General features: G+C 67.8%; 15 protein-coding genes. 7 read left to right on the top strand and 8 right to left on the bottom strand.

All coding sequences use genetic code 11. The features are described from left to right. Positions 1 to 212: 212 nt before the first annotated feature. Entirely contained in the window at positions 213 to 3029 is a 2817-nt protein-coding gene (locus ACYDAT_RS02440) for a TonB-dependent receptor (protein WP_461448380.1), read from the bottom strand. A gap of 317 nt (positions 3030 to 3346) precedes the next feature. Then, positions 3347 to 4180 carry a ribonuclease T2 family protein gene (locus ACYDAT_RS02435; protein WP_461448379.1) on the bottom strand — a complete coding sequence of 278 codons (834 nt, stop codon included), beginning with the start codon at positions 4178 to 4180 and terminating at the stop codon, positions 3347 to 3349. A 384-nt stretch (positions 4181 to 4564) separates the two neighbouring features. Between ACYDAT_RS02435 and ubiA the strand changes: the two genes are divergently transcribed. Both ubiA and ACYDAT_RS02425 read left to right on the top strand, forming a co-directional pair. Continuing rightward, the gene (gene ubiA / locus ACYDAT_RS02430) at positions 4565 to 5458 is read left to right on the top strand and encodes a 4-hydroxybenzoate octaprenyltransferase (RefSeq protein WP_461439182.1); all 894 of its coding nucleotides are present in this window, start codon (positions 4565 to 4567) and stop codon (positions 5456 to 5458) included. A gap of 50 nt (positions 5459 to 5508) precedes the next feature. Further along, positions 5509 to 6342 (top strand): hypothetical protein, encoded by an 834-nt coding sequence (locus ACYDAT_RS02425; protein WP_461441397.1) that lies wholly within the window; start codon positions 5509 to 5511, stop codon positions 6340 to 6342. Between the two features lie 53 nt (positions 6343 to 6395). Here ACYDAT_RS02425 and ACYDAT_RS02420 read toward each other — a convergent pair whose 3' ends face one another. From ACYDAT_RS02420 to ACYDAT_RS02410, 3 genes are all read right to left on the bottom strand, one after another. Further along, the gene (locus tag ACYDAT_RS02420; protein WP_461439179.1) at positions 6396 to 6797 is read right to left on the bottom strand and encodes a type II toxin-antitoxin system death-on-curing family toxin; all 402 of its coding nucleotides are present in this window, start codon (positions 6795 to 6797) and stop codon (positions 6396 to 6398) included. Next, positions 6794 to 7018, bottom strand: a complete 225-nt coding sequence (locus tag ACYDAT_RS02415; RefSeq protein WP_461439178.1) for an AbrB/MazE/SpoVT family DNA-binding domain-containing protein — start codon at positions 7016 to 7018, stop codon at positions 6794 to 6796. Before ACYDAT_RS02415 ends, ACYDAT_RS02420 begins: the two co-directional genes overlap by 4 nt. A gap of 87 nt (positions 7019 to 7105) precedes the next feature. Further along, positions 7106 to 7831, bottom strand: coding sequence for a ComF family protein (locus tag ACYDAT_RS02410; protein WP_461448378.1), 726 nt, complete (start codon positions 7829 to 7831; stop codon positions 7106 to 7108). A gap of 46 nt (positions 7832 to 7877) precedes the next feature. Between ACYDAT_RS02410 and bioB the strand changes: the two genes are divergently transcribed. From bioB to ACYDAT_RS02385, 5 genes are all read left to right on the top strand, one after another. After that, positions 7878 to 8915, top strand: a complete 1038-nt coding sequence (gene bioB, locus ACYDAT_RS02405; RefSeq protein ID WP_461448377.1) for a biotin synthase BioB — start codon at positions 7878 to 7880, stop codon at positions 8913 to 8915. 23 nt (positions 8916 to 8938) lie between these two features. After that, complete coding sequence (bioF, locus tag ACYDAT_RS02400) at positions 8939 to 10126, top strand: 8-amino-7-oxononanoate synthase (protein WP_461448376.1); 1188 nt, start codon at positions 8939 to 8941, stop codon at positions 10124 to 10126. Between the two features lie 38 nt (positions 10127 to 10164). After that, positions 10165 to 10935, top strand: a complete 771-nt coding sequence (gene bioH, locus ACYDAT_RS02395; RefSeq protein ID WP_461439181.1) for a pimeloyl-ACP methyl ester esterase BioH — start codon at positions 10165 to 10167, stop codon at positions 10933 to 10935. Continuing rightward, positions 10932 to 11837 carry a malonyl-ACP O-methyltransferase BioC gene (gene bioC, locus ACYDAT_RS02390; RefSeq protein ID WP_461448375.1) on the top strand — a complete coding sequence of 302 codons (906 nt, stop codon included), beginning with the start codon at positions 10932 to 10934 and terminating at the stop codon, positions 11835 to 11837. The genes bioH and bioC overlap by 4 nt, the downstream gene beginning before the upstream one ends. A gap of 170 nt (positions 11838 to 12007) precedes the next feature. After that, complete coding sequence (locus ACYDAT_RS02385) at positions 12008 to 12379, top strand: DUF5362 domain-containing protein (RefSeq protein ID WP_461441394.1); 372 nt, start codon at positions 12008 to 12010, stop codon at positions 12377 to 12379. 59 nt (positions 12380 to 12438) lie between these two features. Here ACYDAT_RS02385 and ACYDAT_RS02380 read toward each other — a convergent pair whose 3' ends face one another. From ACYDAT_RS02380 to ACYDAT_RS02370, 3 genes are all read right to left on the bottom strand, one after another. Beyond that, positions 12439 to 13035 carry a cytochrome b gene (locus ACYDAT_RS02380; protein ID WP_461439172.1) on the bottom strand — a complete coding sequence of 199 codons (597 nt, stop codon included), beginning with the start codon at positions 13033 to 13035 and terminating at the stop codon, positions 12439 to 12441. A gap of 51 nt (positions 13036 to 13086) precedes the next feature. Next, the gene (gene queF / locus ACYDAT_RS02375) at positions 13087 to 13923 is read right to left on the bottom strand and encodes an NADPH-dependent 7-cyano-7-deazaguanine reductase QueF (protein WP_461448374.1); all 837 of its coding nucleotides are present in this window, start codon (positions 13921 to 13923) and stop codon (positions 13087 to 13089) included. 67 nt (positions 13924 to 13990) lie between these two features. Further along, positions 13991 to 17581: a sensor domain-containing protein gene (locus tag ACYDAT_RS02370; RefSeq protein WP_461448373.1), complete on the bottom strand. Its 3591-nt coding sequence runs from the start codon at positions 17579 to 17581 to the stop codon at positions 13991 to 13993. Positions 17582 to 17716: the final 135 nt, after the last annotated feature.

Here is a 17716-nt window from a genome sequence, read left to right as displayed (position 1 = left end):
CTGCGGCGGCCCCGGAATGACGAATCAAGGCTTGATCAGAGTTCCCCTTGGGTCCAGGTGAACCTTGAGCACGCACCGCCATCGCGCGTGCCGCAATTGAACCGGCACCGATCGCTTCAAGTCCATCTGTTGGAAAAAAAGCGCCGGCTGTGCGCCGGCGCTGAAGTGACACCACCTTGGAAATTCGCGTTGCGGTGATTACCCGCCCGCGCTCACATCCGCACGCGCACACCCATCTGGAAATAACGCCCGATGATGCCTGGCTGCTGGTAGGTGGGGTTGTAGTTCACACCCGCGTAATCGAGCGGATCGAAACCCGGGCTGCGGTCGAACAGGTTCTCGATGCCACCGAAGATGTCGATGTTATGGGTCAGGTGATAGCTGCCGTTGAGATCGACGTAGGTGAACGAGGGTACCTTGCAGTTGGGCGGGAGGTTCCCGTTCGGACCCTGGGAAATGCACGCGTAATTGCCCGTGTAATCTGGCGCGCTCATGTACAGGCCACTGACGTAGTAGACCGACGCGGTGGCCGACCACTTGCCATTGGTCAAGGTGTTGGACCACGACGCGCGCCACTTCGGCGTACCCGCGCCCGAGGACAGGATGTACGGTCCCTGTGTGCCGACCATCTGCAGGTTGCCCTGACCGAAGTTCTTCTTCCAGGTCAGGATGTCGGTGGCGGTGAACTCGCTGATCCATTCCAGGTTGTCGGCGAAGTGGAAGCGGCCGCGCAAGTCCACATCGACGCCCTTGGTGAGCAGCGAATTGGCGTTGATGTAGGGTGCGCCGACCAGGATCGGACGTAGCGGTGCGCTGGGATACGCCGGATCGGGGTTGTCGAACTGCATGATGTAACCGGGCGGGATCGGCTGACCGGCGAAGTAGGCGTTCAAGGGCACGAACGGACTGCCCGAGGTGATGACGTTCTTGACCTTGATATCGTAGTAATCGATCGCGGCACTCAGGTTGGGCAGCGGCTGCACGACCGTGCCCAGGGTGTAGCTGGTCGAGGTCTCCGGCTTGATGTTCGGATTGGCCGTGCTCAGCAGGGCGATGGCATAGGGCTGCGTGTAGGCGTCGTTGCCGTGCAGTGCCGCGAAATTGGCCGGCACCTGCTCGTTGACGTAGCCGGTGGTCTGGCTGGAGCCGTTCTCGGCGAAGCTGGGCGCGCGGAAGCCCTTGGAGAAGGTGCCGCGGAAGGCGATTTCCTTGAACGGCTGCCACTTGAAGCCCGCGGACGGGGAGAAATTGGTGCCGAAGTCCGAGTAGTCGCTGAAACGGCCCGAGATATCGGCCTCCAGCGACTTCAGCAGCGGCGCCTGGAACTCGCCGTACAGCGATCCGACATCGTGCGAGCCGATGATCTGGGTGTTGCCCAGGCCCAGCGCGTTGTTACCCGGGTTCATCTCGGGTTCGTACTGCGACTCGTGGCGCACGCTGCCGCCCAGGGCCAGCTCGCTGCGCCCGCCGGGCAGACGCCACAGATGATGCGAGGCGGTCAGCGAGAACTCCTGCAGGTCGGTGGTGGCCGTGTTGCTGATTGCAGGCGACAACGCCGCCAGCACCGCCGGGCTGTTGGAAGCCGGATTGACAAAGCTATAGGCGCCGGTCTGGATATCGTTCAGCAACGTCGGGATGTTGAGGAAGCCGTAGTTGTTCTCGGTCAGGTAGGTGTGATTGATCACCGCCGCCGCGTTGTAACGCCACGAGTCGTAGTAGCCATGCAGATCAGCCACCAGGCGCATGTTGTGGTTGGTGTAGTTGAAGCTGCCGAAGCCCGGCAGACCGCCGAAGGCGTAGTTGAGCAGCGCGTACTGGCCCTGCGCCGCGTACGGATCGTTGGGGTTGGGCTGGCCATTGAGCAACGTGGGCGGCAGGGCGACCGCACCGAAGTTGACCGGGGTGCCGATCTGGATCTGCGACGGCGCCGAGGTGGAGATGGTCTGCACCTGCACGTAGCTGGCGTTGACATAGCCGGTGGTATCGCTGTTGATCTTGAAGCTCACGCGGCCATCGATGGCGTAGCGCTTCTGCTGCGGCGCGACCTCCCCATACTGGGATGTGAAGTTCTGCGTGCAATAACTTCCGACCCCAGCGGTCGTGGTCGCGGTCGAACCCGGTCCGCAGGGGCGCAGGGGTTGCACCAGGCTACCGGGAATCTGCTGGCCAGTCAGCAGATTGCCGGGGGTGCCCAGCGTGGCCGGCGCCACCGAGCCGTAGATCGAACCCGAATTCAGGAATGGCTGGCCGCCGATGCTGTTGAAGCCGCCGATCGAGGACAGGTTCGTGGTGTTGAACGGGAAGCCGCGCTGGCGGTTGTAGACCGGATTGGTCCTCGAGTACTCGACATCGATGTACTCGTTGTGGCCATCGCGCTGCAGACTGCCGGTGCCGGCCATGAAACTGGCCGTGGTCATGGCGCCGCCGCCATGCTGCGAGGTACCCACCTCGCCGCTGGCTTCGGCGCCGTGGTAGGTGCGACGCATGATCACGTTGACCACGCCGCCGATGGCCGCGGAACCGTAGATCGACGAGGCGCTGGCCTTCAGCACCTCGATGCGCGAAACCGCGTTCAGCGGAATCGTGTTGAGATCGGTGAACGAGCGCTGGCCGTCGTCATCCAGCGCGTAGGGCGCGGTGCGCTGGCCATCGATCAGCACCAGGGTGGAACCCACGTTGAGGCCACGCAGGGCCACGCCCGACGCGCCCGCGGCGAAGCCGAGCGTGAACGCATTCGGGATGGTGCCGCTGTTGTTGGCGCTGATCGCGCGGATCACCGCGGACACCGAGGTGAAGCCGCTGCGCTTGATCTGCTGGGCGGTGATCACCTGCACCGGCGCCGGCGTCTCCACGTCGATCTGCGGAATCAGCGAGCCGGTGACCATGATGGTCTTCAGGCGCTCGACTTTTTTCGGTGGCGTCGGGTTGGCCGTGTTGGTGGTGGTCTGCGCGAACGCCGCGCTGGTCGAAAACGCCAACGCCAGTCCAATGAAAATCGAGAGTTTGTTGCGTGCAAGCAGCGGATTCATGGGATACCCCGTGGTGTGCGGTGAAAGAAAGCGACGCGCGCCCGTGGCGCTACGTCTGATGCACGGGGGGGCCGGAATTTTCTGCTGCGCCGCCATGCGCTTACCCCGCCGTCACGCAAGGCTAACGCGCGTTTCACGCCTGCGAACCATGGGACCGGTTGCTGTATTGAAACAGTATGAAAGCTGTTGTTAAGCCGCAATATTCATGCGGTTTGGCTGGCCGGAAATGATCAGCGCGCCAGCATGGCGCGCTGCGGCGGGGATGGGGGAAGACAGACAGGCAAGACAGGCATGACGCGGGATACGTGTCATGCCGCTCAGCGCGCGATGAAGATGCGCGCCGCGCAGTTGCCGCGGCGTCCGGGCATAAAGCTCTGCGGCGCAGGGAATTGCTTGAGCCGATCGCCGCGGATCGTCATCCACGCCTGCACCAGAACATCCTCGCGCCGCGCGCCCTCGCGGCGCCCGCAGCGCAGCTCCAGCGCCGCGCTGGCATCCAGCTTGAAACCGCGCTGGAACGCCTCGAGCAGCGCGGCGCGGCTGACCGTCTGGCCGCGATGCGCGCGCATCCACGCGGTGAACGGATTGGCGTTGACCGCATCGAGCAGGTCCAGCGTCTGACTGAAAAACGGCGCCGGCTGAAATCCGAGGCAGGCCGCGTGCTTGAAGTATTCGTGGCGATCCAGACAGGTGGCCGCGGCCGGCATCGCTGTCCACAGGCGCGCATGCAGGGGCGGCGGCAGGTCCAGCGCCGCGTTGCTGCACGAGCCTTGTGGAATGGCGTGATCCGGCCGATACCAGTAGCAGCCGTAGCGCCACCAGGTGGGATCGGGCATGTGCCGCGCCTGCAGCTCCGCGGGCGTGCTGGCCCACAAACCGTGCAGGCTCCACTGCCGGCTGCGTACATCGCCGGGCGTGCGCGTGGTGCAATCCGGCCCGGCGAGTTGGTCGTGCGCGAGGCAGGCGCCCGGCTCCCACAGCAGGGCGAAGGTGTAGTGGCCGAAGCGCATGCCCGGCTTGCCGTTGGGCGCGGGATTGAACGCATGTGCGGCGGCGGAGTCATCGGCGCGCGCGGGCGCCGCGCCGAACAGCGGCAGAGCCGACAGCAGCGCGGCGAACAGCAGGACGTGGAGCAGGGATGGCAGGCGCATCGAAGGCTTCCGGCAACAGCGTGATTGGGCGCGCAACGGTAGCGCAAACACGCGACGCCATCTCCCACGTCTTGACGTCATCCCCGCGTAGGCGGGGATCCAGTAGGCGCGCCCGCTGGAATGGTTTATGGATCCCCGCCTGCGCGAGGATGACGCCATGCTGATCTTCGGCCACTTGCCGTATGCAACTCGATGGCCCGCATCGCTGTCGTCATCTGCGCGCGACACCCCCTGCGCAGCAGCGCGCGGCGCATCTACACTTTGCGCATGGCCAAACCCCGCTCCCCGCGCCGCCAGCCGGTGATCGCGCACGCCGCGCAGCGCCCGCGGCGCAACTCCACGCCGGCGCCGCGCCCGGCCGACGCCACGGCGCGCTCGACGCGTGTGCTGAATGCGCTGCTGGCGCCGCTGCCGCCCGCGCTGCGCGAACGCCTGCACGATTACCTCGTGCTGATGCGCCTGGATCGCCCGATCGGCGCGCTACTGCTGCTGTGGCCCACGTGGTGGGCGCTGTGGCTGGCGGCCAAGGGCACGCCGCCGCTGGGCATCTGGCTGATCTTCACCGTCGGCGTATTTCTGATGCGTTCGGCCGGCTGCGTGATCAATGATTACGCCGACCGCGCGCTCGATCCGCAGGTGGCGCGCACCGCCGGACGGCCCATCGCCTGCGGGCGCATCGCGCCGCGCGCCGCGCTCAAACTGTTCGCGGCGCTGCTGGTGCTGGCATTCCTTCTGGTGCTGCTGACCAATCGCCTGACCATCCTGCTGAGCCTGGCCGGCGCCGCGCTGGCCGCGCTGTATCCCTACAGCAAGCGCTACACCAGCCTGCCGCAGGTGCTGCTGGGTGTGGCCTTCGGCTGGGCCATTCCGATGGCTTTTGCCGCGGTGCAGGGCACGGTGCCGGCGCTGGGCTGGATGCTGTTTCTGGCCAACGTGCTGTGGAGCACGATCTACGACACCGAATACGCCATGGTCGATCGCGCCGATGACCTCGAGGCCGGCGCACGCTCCACAGCGATCCTGTTCGGCGATGCCGACTTGCCCATCCTCGGCGTGCTGATCGCGAGCTTGTTGCTGACCCTGCTGCTGATCGGCACGCGCGCCACGCTGGGCTGGCCGTGGTATGTGGCGCTGGTCGCCGCCGCGACGCAATTCGCCTGGCAGTTGCGGATCATGCGCGCGCGCGATCCCGCGCAATGCCTGCGCGCGTTCCGCCAGAACAACTGGCTGGGCATGACGCTGTGGCTGGGGCTGGCGCTGGCGCTGGCCCTGCGCTGAGGCGATGATGCCGCGCCCCTGCCGCGAGTAGCGCACCCGTGATCGGACGCATGCAGCGTTATTTCAATGATCTCGAGGACCGCCAGCGCATCGCCATCGCGCTGGCCAAGGGCGCGCGCATGCCGGCGCGCCGTATCGATTTGCGCCAGCCCGCCACGTGGGAGTTCTCGGCCTTCAGCCAGAACGGCGAGGACGGTGTGCTCGAGGTGCTGCGCGGCCAGTTGACGCACAGCAACCGCAGCTTCATCGAGATCGGCGCCAGCGATGGCATCGACAACAACTCGGCGTGGCTGGCGATCGCCGAGAAATACTGCGGGCTGATGATCGAGGGCGATGCGCGCAAATCGGCGCGCGCGCGGCGCTTGTTGCCGGGTTACAGCATCGCCGTCGAATGCCTGTCGATGTTCGTCACGCGCGCCAGCGTGCCCGCACTCAGGGAGCGCGCGCTGTACGCCGACCCGGACGTGTGCTCGCTGGACATCGACGGCAACGATTACCACATCGCCGGCGCGCTGCTGGATGCCGGACTGCGGCCGAAGATTTTCGTGGTCGAATACAACTCGGCGTTCGGTCCCGAGCGCCGCGTGACCATCGCCTACGACGACGCCTTCGACTTCAGCGTCGCGCATCCGAGCCAGCTTTACTACGGCGTATCCATCGCAGGCTGGCGCGCGTTTTTCGCGCGGCACGGTTATCGCTTCGTCAGCGTCGAGCGCAACGGTGTCAACGCCTTCTTCGCCGATCCGGCCTGCTTCGCAGCGGGGTTTCTGGACGCAGTGCAGGGTCTCGATTACGCCGAGAACCGCTTCCAGTCGCACAAGTTCCGCCAGCCGTGGACGCAGCAGTTCCAGCATATCGCCGACATGCCGCTGGTGGAGATCTGAATCGGCGGCGCACGCACGGCAGGATGTCGAGCAAAATGCTTTCCCGTACTTTCTCAGCGCTTGCGCACCTTCTTGCTGCGCGCCTTGAGCCACGCCGTCAGTGCGGCCTCATCGAAGCGGCCGGCGGCGAGATCCTGGATGACCGCGACGGCTTCGACCTCGGGGGCGTCAAGGATCTGCCCGTTGAGACGCAGAAACACATACATCGCCATCAGCGCGACGCGCTTGTTGCCGTCCGAAAAACTGTGGTTGCGCGCCAGCCCGTAGCCATACGCAGCGGCCAGATCGGCCAGCGCTGGCGACGCGTCAGCGTAGGCAAAACGCTGTTGTGGACGCGCCAGCGCGGATTCGAGAAGGGCCTCGTTGCAACGCGCATCGAGGCCACCGTGCTCGGCCAACAGCTCGGCATGCAACGCGCGCGCCAGATCAGCGCCAAGCCACAGCGGCGGCTTCACTTGGCGAGTTCACGCAGCGCGTTGCGAAACTTGCGGCGGCCTTCCTCGAATGCCCGCATGCCCGCGCCAAACACCGGGTCGTGCGCGTTCAATTGCACGCCGCCGGGAATGCGCGTGAGGTATACGGTCTCGCCCTCGCGCACTTGCAGGCGTTCGAGTTCCTCGCGCGGCAGAATCACGCCGCAGGAGTTGCCGATCTTGCGGATCTTGAGTTCGCTCATGCTGGTTTCCTCGTGCCATGGGCTGCAGCGATCAACGCCGACGGTGGGCTGCGCGCGTCGCGCGATGTTATAACTTTCGTGACAACTCTAGCGCCCGGCCGGCGCGCGCGCCAGTGCCCACACGTCCACCCGCGCCACGCCGGCGCGCTTGAGCACGCGCGCGCATTCGGCCAGCGTGGCGCCGGTGGTCATCACGTCATCGAGCACGGCGACATGCGCGGGCAAGTTTTGTCCCGGCGTCAGCGCGAAGGCACCGCGCACGTTGCGCCGACGCGCGCTGCGGTCGAGATCGGTTTGCGCGGCGGTGGCGCGCGTGCGCCGCAGCGCCTGCGCGTGCACGGGAATCCCAAGCGCACGACCCAGCGCGCGCGCCAGCTCCAGCGCCTGGTTGTAACCGCGCCGGCGCAGACGCGCGACATGCAGCGGCACCGGCAGCAACGCTTGCGGCAGCGGCGGCAGCGGCGACTGCGCAGCCCACTGGGTCGCCAGCGTGCGCCCGGCGGCCAGGTTTTGGCCAAACTTGAAACGCGCCTCCAGCACATCCAGTGGCCATGCGTAGCGAAACGGCGCCCATGCGGTGTCCCACGGCGGCGCGTGGCGCAAGCAGCGACCGCACAACGCGGCCGGCCGCGCCAGCGGCTCGGCACAGCGCGCGCAGCAGCAGGTGTTGTGCGGCCACTCGGCGCGGCACGCAGCGCACAGCCCGTCGTCCGCCGCGCCGGCGCCGCACAACAGGCAGCGCGGTGGCAGCAGCAGGCCTTCCAGCCGCCGCAGTCCGTCAACTGCGCGTGTCACGATCAGGTTGACAGTCACAGGCTCCCCTCGCAGACTCGCCGCCACTTTATCGCGGAGCCGGACCATGGCCGAGTTGTGCCACGACTGGACGCGCGCGCAAGTCCTCGCGCTGTTCGACCTGCCCTTCAACGACTTGCTGGCGCAGGCGCACGCGGCGCATCGCGCGCATCACGACGCCAACGCCGTGCAGGTGTCCACGCTGCTGTCGATCAAGACCGGCGGCTGCCCCGAGGATTGCGCGTACTGCCCGCAGGCGGCGCGCTACGACACCGGCGTGCAGGCGCACAAATTGATGTCGGTCGAGGCGGTACTGGAGCGCGCGCGCGCGGCCAAGGCCGCCGGCGCCAGTCGCTTCTGCATGGGCGCGGCGTGGCGCGCGCCCAAGGATCGCGAGGTGGCGCAGGTGGCCGAAATTGTCTCTGCGGTGAAGGCGCTGGGCCTGGAAACCTGCGCCACGCTGGGCATGCTCAGCGGCACGCAGGCCGACACGCTCAAGTCGGCTGGCCTCGACTATTACAACCACAATCTCGACAGCGCGCCGGAGTTCTACGCCGAGATCATCCACACGCGCCAGTATCAGGACCGCCTCGATACGTTGGAACAGGTGCGCGCGGCAGGCATGAAAACCTGCTGCGGCGGCATCGTCGGCATGGGCGAGACGCGCGCGCAGCGCGCCGGCCTGCTACAGGTTCTGGCGACCCTGCCCGAGCATCCGCACTCGGTGCCGATCAATCGCCTGGTGCAGGTCGCCGGCACGCCGCTGGCGGGCAGCGCCGAGCTCGACCCATTCGAGTTCGTGCGCACCATCGCCGTGGCGCGCGTGCTGATGCCGGCCTCGATGGTGCGCCTGTCCGCCGGACGCGCCGGGATGAGCGACGAGCTGCAGGCGCTGTGTTTCTTCGCCGGCGCCAACTCGATCTTCCATGGCGAAAAATTGCTGACCACCGGCAACCCCGACGTGGCGCACGATCAGGCCTTGTTCGCGCGTCTCGGGCTGCACGCGCTGCACGGCGATACGGCCAGCGACGCGCACGCGCACATCGAACTCGACGCCACGGCGGACTGCTGCGTGGGCGGCTGCGGCTGCGACGCGGCGGCCTGAAGCGGTGGCTTGAGACGGCTGACATGCGCGCGGATCTGATCGAGCGCGCGGCCGCGCGCCAACGCGAACGCGCCGAGGCCGTGTTGCTGCGGCGCCTGCGCACCGTGCAGGACAGCGCCGCGCCGTGGGTCGTGCTCGATGATCGCCGCCTGTTGTCCTTCGCCAGCAACGATTACCTGGGCCTGGCCGCGCACCCGCAGGTGCGCGAGGCATTGTGCGCGGCCGCCGCACGCTGGGGCGTGGGCGCCGGCGCCGCGCACCTGCTGGGCGGGCATCGCGCGCCGCACGCCGAGCTGGAACTGGCGCTGGCCGAGTGGACCGGACGCGAGCGCGCGCTGCTGTTTGCCACCGGCTACATGGCCAATCTCGGCGTGCTCGATGCGCTGCTCGCGCCGGGCGATGTGTGCGTGCAGGACAAACTCAACCACGCCAGCCTGCTCGATGGCGCGCGCCTGTGCGGCGCCGAGCTGCGCCGCTATCCGCACGCCGATGCCGGTGCTGCATCGCGCCAGTTGGCGTTGCGCCCGCGCGGCGCCGCGCTGCTGGCCAGCGACGCCGTGTTCAGCATGGATGGCGACCTCGCGCCGCTGGCGGATCTGGCCGCGCTGGCGCAGCAGCAACACGCCACGCTGATGATCGACGATGCGCACGGCCTGGGCGTGCGCGGCGCGCGCGGCGCCGGCAGCCTGACGCAGGCTGGACTGAGCGCGCGCGACGCGCCCATCCTGATGGCCACGCTGGGCAAGGCGCTGGGCACGCTGGGCGCGTTCGTGGCCGGCGACGCGGCGCTTATCGAAGCATTGACGCAGTTCGCGCGCGCGCACGTTTATTCCACCGCGCTGCCGCCCGCGCTGGCCGCGGCGACGCTGGCCGCGCTGCGGCTGGCGCAGCAGGGTGATGAGCTGCGCGCGCATCTGCGCGCGCTGATCGCGCAACTGCGTGCCGGCGCCACCGCGCGCGGGCTGCGCCTGCTGCCCTCGACCACGCCGATCCAGCCGCTGTGGCTGGGCAATGCAACAACCGCGCAGGCATGGGCCGCTGCGCTGGAAGCACTGGGTTTCTACGTGCCCGCGATCCGCCCGCCGACCGTGCCGCGGGGTCAGGCACGGCTGCGCATCGCACTATCGGCGGCGCACACATCGGGCGATGTCGAACGCCTGCTGGATGCACTCGCCACACTGCGACAACAGCACGTAACACCCATAAACTGACGCGCGCGCCTGACGCACACATCCCCACCATGACCGAACTGTTCATCGAAACCAGCGGCCACGGCCCGACACCGCTGGTGCTGCTCCACGGCTGGGCCATGCACGGCGGCATTTTCGCGCCGCTGGCCGCAGCGCTGATGCAGGACTTCACCCTGTATCGCGTCGATCTGCCCGGCCACGGCTATTCGCGCGACTGCGACTTGCCCTTGCAGCCCAACGCCCTGTGCGCCGCGCTGCGCGCGCGCGTGCCGCGCGACGCGCTGTGGTTGGGCTGGTCGATGGGCGGCCTGTTCGCGCTCGCCGCGGCACGCGATGCCGCGCTGGCGCCGCGCGCGCTGGCGCTGCTGTCGTCCACGCCGTGCTTCGTGCAGGCGCGGGACTGGCCCCACGCCATGCCGCCAACGCAGTTCGCCGCGTTCGCGCAAGCGTTGCAGGCTGACTATCGCGCCACGGTCGAGCGCTTTCTCGCGCTCGAAGTGCTGGGCGACGTGCAGGCGCGCGCCGACTTGCGCGCGCTGCGCCAAGAAGTATTCGCGCGCGGCGAACCCGACCCGGCGCGCCTGCGCGAAGGCCTCGCGCTGCTGCAGCGCAGCGATCTGCGCGCGGATCTGTCGACACTGGGCCTGCCCGCGCTGTGGCTGGCCGGGCGCCGCGATCGCCTGGTACCGCCCGCGGCGCAACGCGCGGCGGCGGCGCTGATGCCGCACGCGCGCCATGTCGAATTGGAGCATGCCGCGCACGCCGGCTTCATCGGCCACGCCGCGCAAGTCGCGGCGGCGCTGATCACGCTGCGCGAGGCGCCACCATGAGCGACGGCTTTCGTCTGGATCGCGCGCAAGTGCGCCGCGCCTTCGCGCGCGCCGCGCGCATCTACGAGCAGCACGACGCGCTGCAGCGCGAAGTCGGGCAGCGTCTGCGCGAGCAGCTCGCGCTATGCGAAAACCCACCGCAGCGCATTCTCGATCTCGGTGCCGGCACCGGTCGCGGCGCCGCCGCGCTGGCGCGGCGCTATCCCGACGCACACGTCATCGCGCTGGATCTGGCCCTGCCCATGCTGCACGCCGCGCGCCGCCACGCCGGATGGCGCGGACGACGCTACGCGCGCGTGGCCGGCGATGTGCTGCAATTGCCGTTCGCCGATGGCGTGTTCGATCTGCTGCACTCGAACCTGTGCATCCAGTGGATCGCCGATCCGCGGCCGCTGTTCGTGGAGTTGCTGCGCGTGCTGCGTCCGGGCGGTTTCCTGCTGTTGTCCAGCTTCGGCCCCGACACCTTGCGCGAGCTGCGCGCGGCCTGGGCCGCCGCCGATGGCACGCATCCACACGTGTCGCGTTTTCTGGACATGCACGATCTGGGCGATGCCGCGCTGGCCACCGGTCTGCGCGACCCGGTGCTGGGCTGCGAGCGCCTGACGCTGACTTATGCCGACGTCGGCGGCTTGTTGCTCGAGCTGAAAGGCCTGGGCGCCACCAACGCCGATGCGGCACGCGTGCGCGGTCTCACCGGCAAGACGCGTCTGGCGCGCATGCAGGCAGCGTATCCGCGCCTGGCCGAGGGCCGCATCGCCTCGACCTGGGAAATCGTGTACCTACATGGCCACGCTCCGCGCGAGGGAGAACCAAGACGCACGCCGCAAGGCCAGGAAGCCACGTTCTCGCTGGCCGCGCTGCGCGCGCGGCGCGGCGCGCAAGTCGGCGCGACGCGTGCATGAGGCACCTGCAGTTCGGTCGGATGCGTGGCAAAAGCCGCCGCATCGACGCCAGTTCGCGCAAACTTGGGGCCAAGCGTGATCAAGTTCGCGATGGCCGCCGCAACTTGCCGCGCCGCGCGGGTGCCGGCTAGTCTCGGCACACTGCGGCAGGGGCCGCACCGGGGAACGCAATGGACGATCGCAGCGCACTGGTTCGCGACCTCAGCCTGCCGCTGGCCAGCGGCAAGGGTTGGGTCAAGTTCGTGGGCATCATCAACATCATCACCGGCGTGCTCACCGCGCTGAGCATCGTCGGCATCCTGTGGGCATGGATTCCGATCTGGATGGGCGTGCTGTTGCTGCAGTCCGGTGGCGCCATCGAGCGCGCGCAAATGGCCGGCGACGAATCCGCGCTGCGCATGGCGCTGGACAAACTGCGCGTGTATTTCATCATCCAGGGCGTGCTATTCATCATCGGCCTGGTGGTGATGGCGCTGTTCTTCATGCTGTTCTTCGGCGCGCTGATGGCGGCGATAGCCAACCACAACATCTACAACATGTGACAGCGCCGCATGCGCAGACGCCCACGCGCATCAGCCGCGGGGCGTCTGCGCATGGCGAATCACACCATGCGCTTGAGCGTATCGTCACCGCGGAACGCGTGATGCCACAGCGCCGCGGCGATGTGCAAGCCGATCACCCAGTAGAAAATATCGCCGAGATCCACATGGATCTCCTTGATGCTGCGCGCGAGCGCCGGATGATCGGGCCGGATCAATAACGGAATCGCCAAGCCGAACGGCAGATTCACCGCGTGCCCGCCCAACTCGACAGCCGCGAGACCCAGCAGCGGCTGCACGATCAGGAAGGCATACAGCAGCGCGTGCGTGATCTGCCCCGGCAGATGCAGCAAACGCGGGACTGGCGGCGTCACCGGCGGCGCGCCATGGCGCAGGCGCAGCATCAGCCGCGGCGCGATCAGCAGCAGCACCGCGAGCCCGGCCGCGAAATGCGCTTCCAGCATCTGCGCGCGATCACCGCGCGGCAGCCAACCCATGATGTTGATGAACGCATAGGCCAGCAGCACGCAGGCGAAGATCAGCCAATGCAGCGTGCGCTGCCCATGCGAATAGCGTGGGCGCAGCGGGTCCATCGAGGCCATGCGGGGTTGCCCCAGGTCGAAAGCGCGCCAGCCTAGCAGGCCGCACACGGTGCCCATGCGGCCGCAAGGCTACCCGCGTCTTACCGTTCGGTAAGGCGCTGAACCCCGCTACTGCTGCGCGTAGCGCTGCCACGCCGGCAACCGCGCATCAGCATCGGTGCTGCGCAGCGGATTGATATCCAGCCCGCCGCGGCGGGTAAAGCGCGCATGCACGGTCAACGCCGTGCACGCACCGTGCCGCATCAGATCCAGCCAGATGCGCTCGACGCACTGCTCGTGAAAAGCCGCATGCTCGCGATAGCTGACCAGATACGCCAGCAGCGCGGCATGATCGAGCGCCGGTCCAGCGTAGTCGATCACCACCGTGGCCCAATCCGGCTGTCCGGTGACCGGGCAATTGCAGCGAAACAGCGTGCTGTACACGGTTTCGTGCGCGCGCCCCGCGGGCGCGTGGCGCAGCAGCTCTGCCTGCGGCGGACCATGGCAGGCGGGCGCGACCTCAAGCTCATCCAGCGCGTCACCCGGCGGGGCATGCAGGCGCAGCCGCGCCCACACCGCGGAATCCAGCAGCGCCACCTGTACCGCGCTACCGGCCGCGGCGGAGAGATCCTGCGCGATGCGCGCGCGCGCAGCATCCGCGTCGGCCATGCGCGCGCCGGCATAGCCGTTGAGGTACAGCTTCAGCGATTTCGATTCGATCAGTTGCGGCGAATCCGCCGGCACACGCAACTCAGCCAGCGTCCGCACCGGTTTGCCACGATCATCCAGCCATGACAGCTCGTAACAGCCCCACAAATCCTCGCCGTGAAACGGCAGCGGCGCATGCGGCGCCAGGCCGAGATCGGCACGCGCCGCGGCGCGCGGGATCGGCACCAGCACACTGGCATCGATATGCCGCGGATACACGGCTGGCTTGCCCAGCGCGGTATGTTCGTAGGGATTCATGGTCAACGACGGGTGCGGCGCCGGATGGCGCCCGCGTATTGTAGGTGGCGCCGCCGCGACGCGGTGCTCAGTCTTCAGCTTGCGCATCCGCGAACGGAATGGGACGCGCGAAGTGATAACCCTGCATCTGCTCGCAGCCGCGCGCGGCCAGCCAGTGGCGTTGCGCCTCGTTCTCCACGCCCTCGGCCACCACGCTCAGGCCGAGACTGTGCGCGAGCTGGATGATCGAGGCGCAAATCAGCGCATCGTCGCGATCGCCGAGCACATCGCTGACGAACGAGCGGTCGATCTTGAGCTTGTCCACCGACAGCCGGTGCAGATAACCGAGGCTGGAATAGCCGGTGCCGAAGTCGTCGATGGCGATACCCAGACCGAGCCGCTTGAGCTGCTGCAGGATGTCCTCGGCCTTGCCAGGATCGGCCATCAGCGCGCTTTCGGTGATCTCCAGTTCCAGCAGCGCGGGATCGGCGCCACTGGCCGCCAGCGCCTCGCGCACATCGCCCACGAAATCACCCAGCATCAGTTGTTGCGTGGAGACATTCAGCGCCACCTTGCAACCGGCCGCTGCAAGTCCCTGCAACTGCTGCTGGCGCCGACAGGCTTCGTGCAGCACCCAGCGTCCCACCGGCAGGATCAAGCCGGACTCTTCCAGCAGCGGCACCAGCGCGCCGGGGCTGCGCAGATCTTCCGGTCCGTGTGGCCAGCGCAGCAGCAGCTCGACGCCGACGATGGCGCCGCTGACGCCGTCATGGATGGTCTGGTAATGCAGCGCCAATTCGCGCCCGAGATCGCTGCCGCGCAAACGCGAGATCACCGCCAGACGCTGACGCGCGACCTCGTGCAGGTGCGTGCTGTAGGTCACGCTGCGGTTGCGGCCCAGGCGCTTGGCCTCATGCATGGCCGCGTCGGCCGAGCGCATCAGCGCATCGGCGCTGTCGCCATGCTCGGGCGCCAGCGCCACGCCGATGCTGCAGTTGAGTTGCTGCAGTGTTCCCTGCAATTCGATCGGTCGGCGCACGTTGTCGCTGATGAGCTCCAGCACGCGCTGCAGTTGCGCGGTGATCCGCGGCACCAGCGCCACGAACTCATCGCCGCCGAAACGCGCCAGCAGCACCGTCCCGGGCAAGACGGCGCGCAGGCGCATGCCGAGCTTGCGCAGCAGCTCGTCACCGCTGGCGTGGCCCAGTGCATCGTTGATCAGCTTGAATTGATCGAGACCCAGATGCACCAGCGCCAGCGGCTCGCGCGGCAGCTGCGCGTTGACGTCGGCCAGCAACGCGCGGCGATTGGGCAGCCCGGTGAGCTCATCGCTCAGCGCCAGTTGCTGCAGGTGGTCCTCGGCGCGGCGTTCCTCGCTGATGTCCTGCTGGATGCCGACCCAGTGGCTGAGTCCATGCGCATCGCGTACCGGCGCGATGCGCAGGCGATTCCAGAACAGACTGCCGTCCTGCCGGTAATTGCGCACCACGACGCTGGCCGAATTGCCATCGGCCATGGCCTGATCCAGCTCGCGCAATCCGGGCTGGTCGGCGTCGTCCCGATACAGGAAGCGCGCGTTGCGCCCGATGACGGCGTCTGCCCGATAGCCGGTGATGTGCGTGAACGCGGGATTGACGTAAACTAGCGGCAGATCAGGATCGCGCGCATCGCTGATGACCACGCCGTTCTCGACCGCTTCGACCGCGCGCTGCAGCAACCGCGCCTCGGCCTCGGCGCGCATCTGACGGCTGATATCGCGCGCGACCATGTACCAGGTGTCGCTGCGCGCGCGCACGAAACCCAGCTCCACCCAGGTCGCCTCGGCGCGTCCGCGCAGGCGACATTCGACGGTTTCACTGGCCTCGCCCAATTGCAGATTCAGGCAGGCATCGCGCATGCGCGCGCGATGCTCGCTCTCCAGCAGATCCATGAGCGTGCTGCCGACATTATCCGCGCCGAGCCCGAACTGGCTGCGCAAGGACGCATTGGCTTCGATGATGCGCGAATCGCCATCGAGGATGCCAAAGCCATCGGCGGAGAGGCGAAAGAACGCCACGCGCTCCTGCTCGACCGCGGCCAGTCGGCGCTCGGCGCCCACGTCGCGCAGCAGCACCTGCACGCCACCGACCTCGCTGCCACGAAAATCGGCGATCTGCAGTTGTCCCTCGAATGCGCTGCCATCCAGGCGGCGCACGGTGCTTTCCGATGTTTGTGTTGGGGCGGCGCCTGGCGATCGACACAAGGCCGCCGCGGCCGGCTCGAACAGATCTTCGACGACAAGTCCATGCAGACGCTCGGGCGCATCGCCTTTGAGCAGCATCACCGCCGCGGTGTTGGCCATGCGCACGTGCCCATCCCGCAGCACCAGCAACGGCGCCGGCATCTGCTCGACCAGCACGCGATAGTTTTGCACGCGCTGTTGCAAATCGCGCTGCGCGTTCACCTCGCGGCTGCGGTCGTGCATGCCGCCGACCATGCGCACGGCATGCCCGGCCGCATCGCGCAGGATATAGCCGCGGTCACGGACGTCGATGTATTGACCGTCCTTGTGCCGATAGCGGTAATCCTCCTGCCACTGCTCCCGGTCGCCACGCAGCGCCGCCGCGAAGCTGGCCTCGACGCGGGCGCGATCATCGGCATGGATGCGCGCGCTCCAATCCGCGAGATGCGGCGTGCCACACGCCGCGTCATGGCCAAACAGCGCGGTGTAGCCCTCGTTCCACCACAGCGTGTCGGCGGCAATATCGAAGTCCCAGATGGCATCGTGCGAGGCGCGCGCGGCCAGGCGCAGGCGCGCCTCGCTGAACTCCAGCGCCCCGCGTGCCAACTCGGCCGCGGTCACATCCAGCAGCATGACCATGCGTGCGCCGTGGCCGTCGAACAGGATGTCCTGACCGAACACGCGGCAACGCAGCGGCGCACCACTCTTACGCCGCATGGCGTAGATGCCGGCGTCGGCGTGCTCCGGGCTGCTGCTGGTGATGTGACGCGCGAAGCGCGCGCGCTCTTCCACGGCCAGCATTTCCGAGGCATGCAACGCCAACATCTCGGCGCGCGTGTGGCCGAGCATGTCGATCGCGGCGTCATTCACCGCCAGCACGGTCAGCGTGCCGCGCTCATACACCGCCATGGGCGCCGGGTTGCGCTCAAACAGGTAGCGGTATTGCGCCGCCTGCCGTTGCTCGCGCTGGCCGGCTGCGACCAGCGCGCTGACATCGCGCACGGTGCCCAGCAGCACGCGCCGACCATCGCCGCGCGTGTGCAGCTCGCCGTGCTCATCGAGGGTGCGCACGCCGCCATCGCCGCGCACGATGCGATAGCGCACGTCCAGCGTCTCGCCAGTTTGCAGGCTGTGCTCGCGCAGCGCGGCGAGGCGTGGCTGGTCTTCGGGATGCACGCGACGAATGAAATCGGCATAACTGCCGTCGAACGCGTCGCGCTCGATGCCGAACAGCGCCATGGTGGCATCCGACCAGGCCAGCCAGCCCTGCGCGATGTCGTATTCCCAGTAGCCGATGCCGGCCATTTTTTGCGCGTCGAGCAGGCGCTGCTGCTCGCGCATCCGGGCTCGCAGTTGTGCGCGAGTGCGCAGCCACAGCCGCAACAGCCATAGGGCCACGAAGACGGCAACCACAAGCGCGATCACGAGGACGACGATGACGAGCGTGGCCAGACTCATGCGCGTTGCCGCTGGATTTCACTACGCAGGCGCACGCACATCGCGGCGTGCAGGCCACGGGCTGATCGCAACAAACGCCCCGGCAGGCCATGATCGTGCATGCCATCCCCTGATCGCAGCGGCGGCGCATGCCGT

Source organism: Metallibacterium sp. (genome assembly GCF_054637675.1).
The sequence above is the reverse complement of the archived record's forward strand: the minus strand, read 5'-3'. Positions and strand labels throughout refer to the sequence as shown.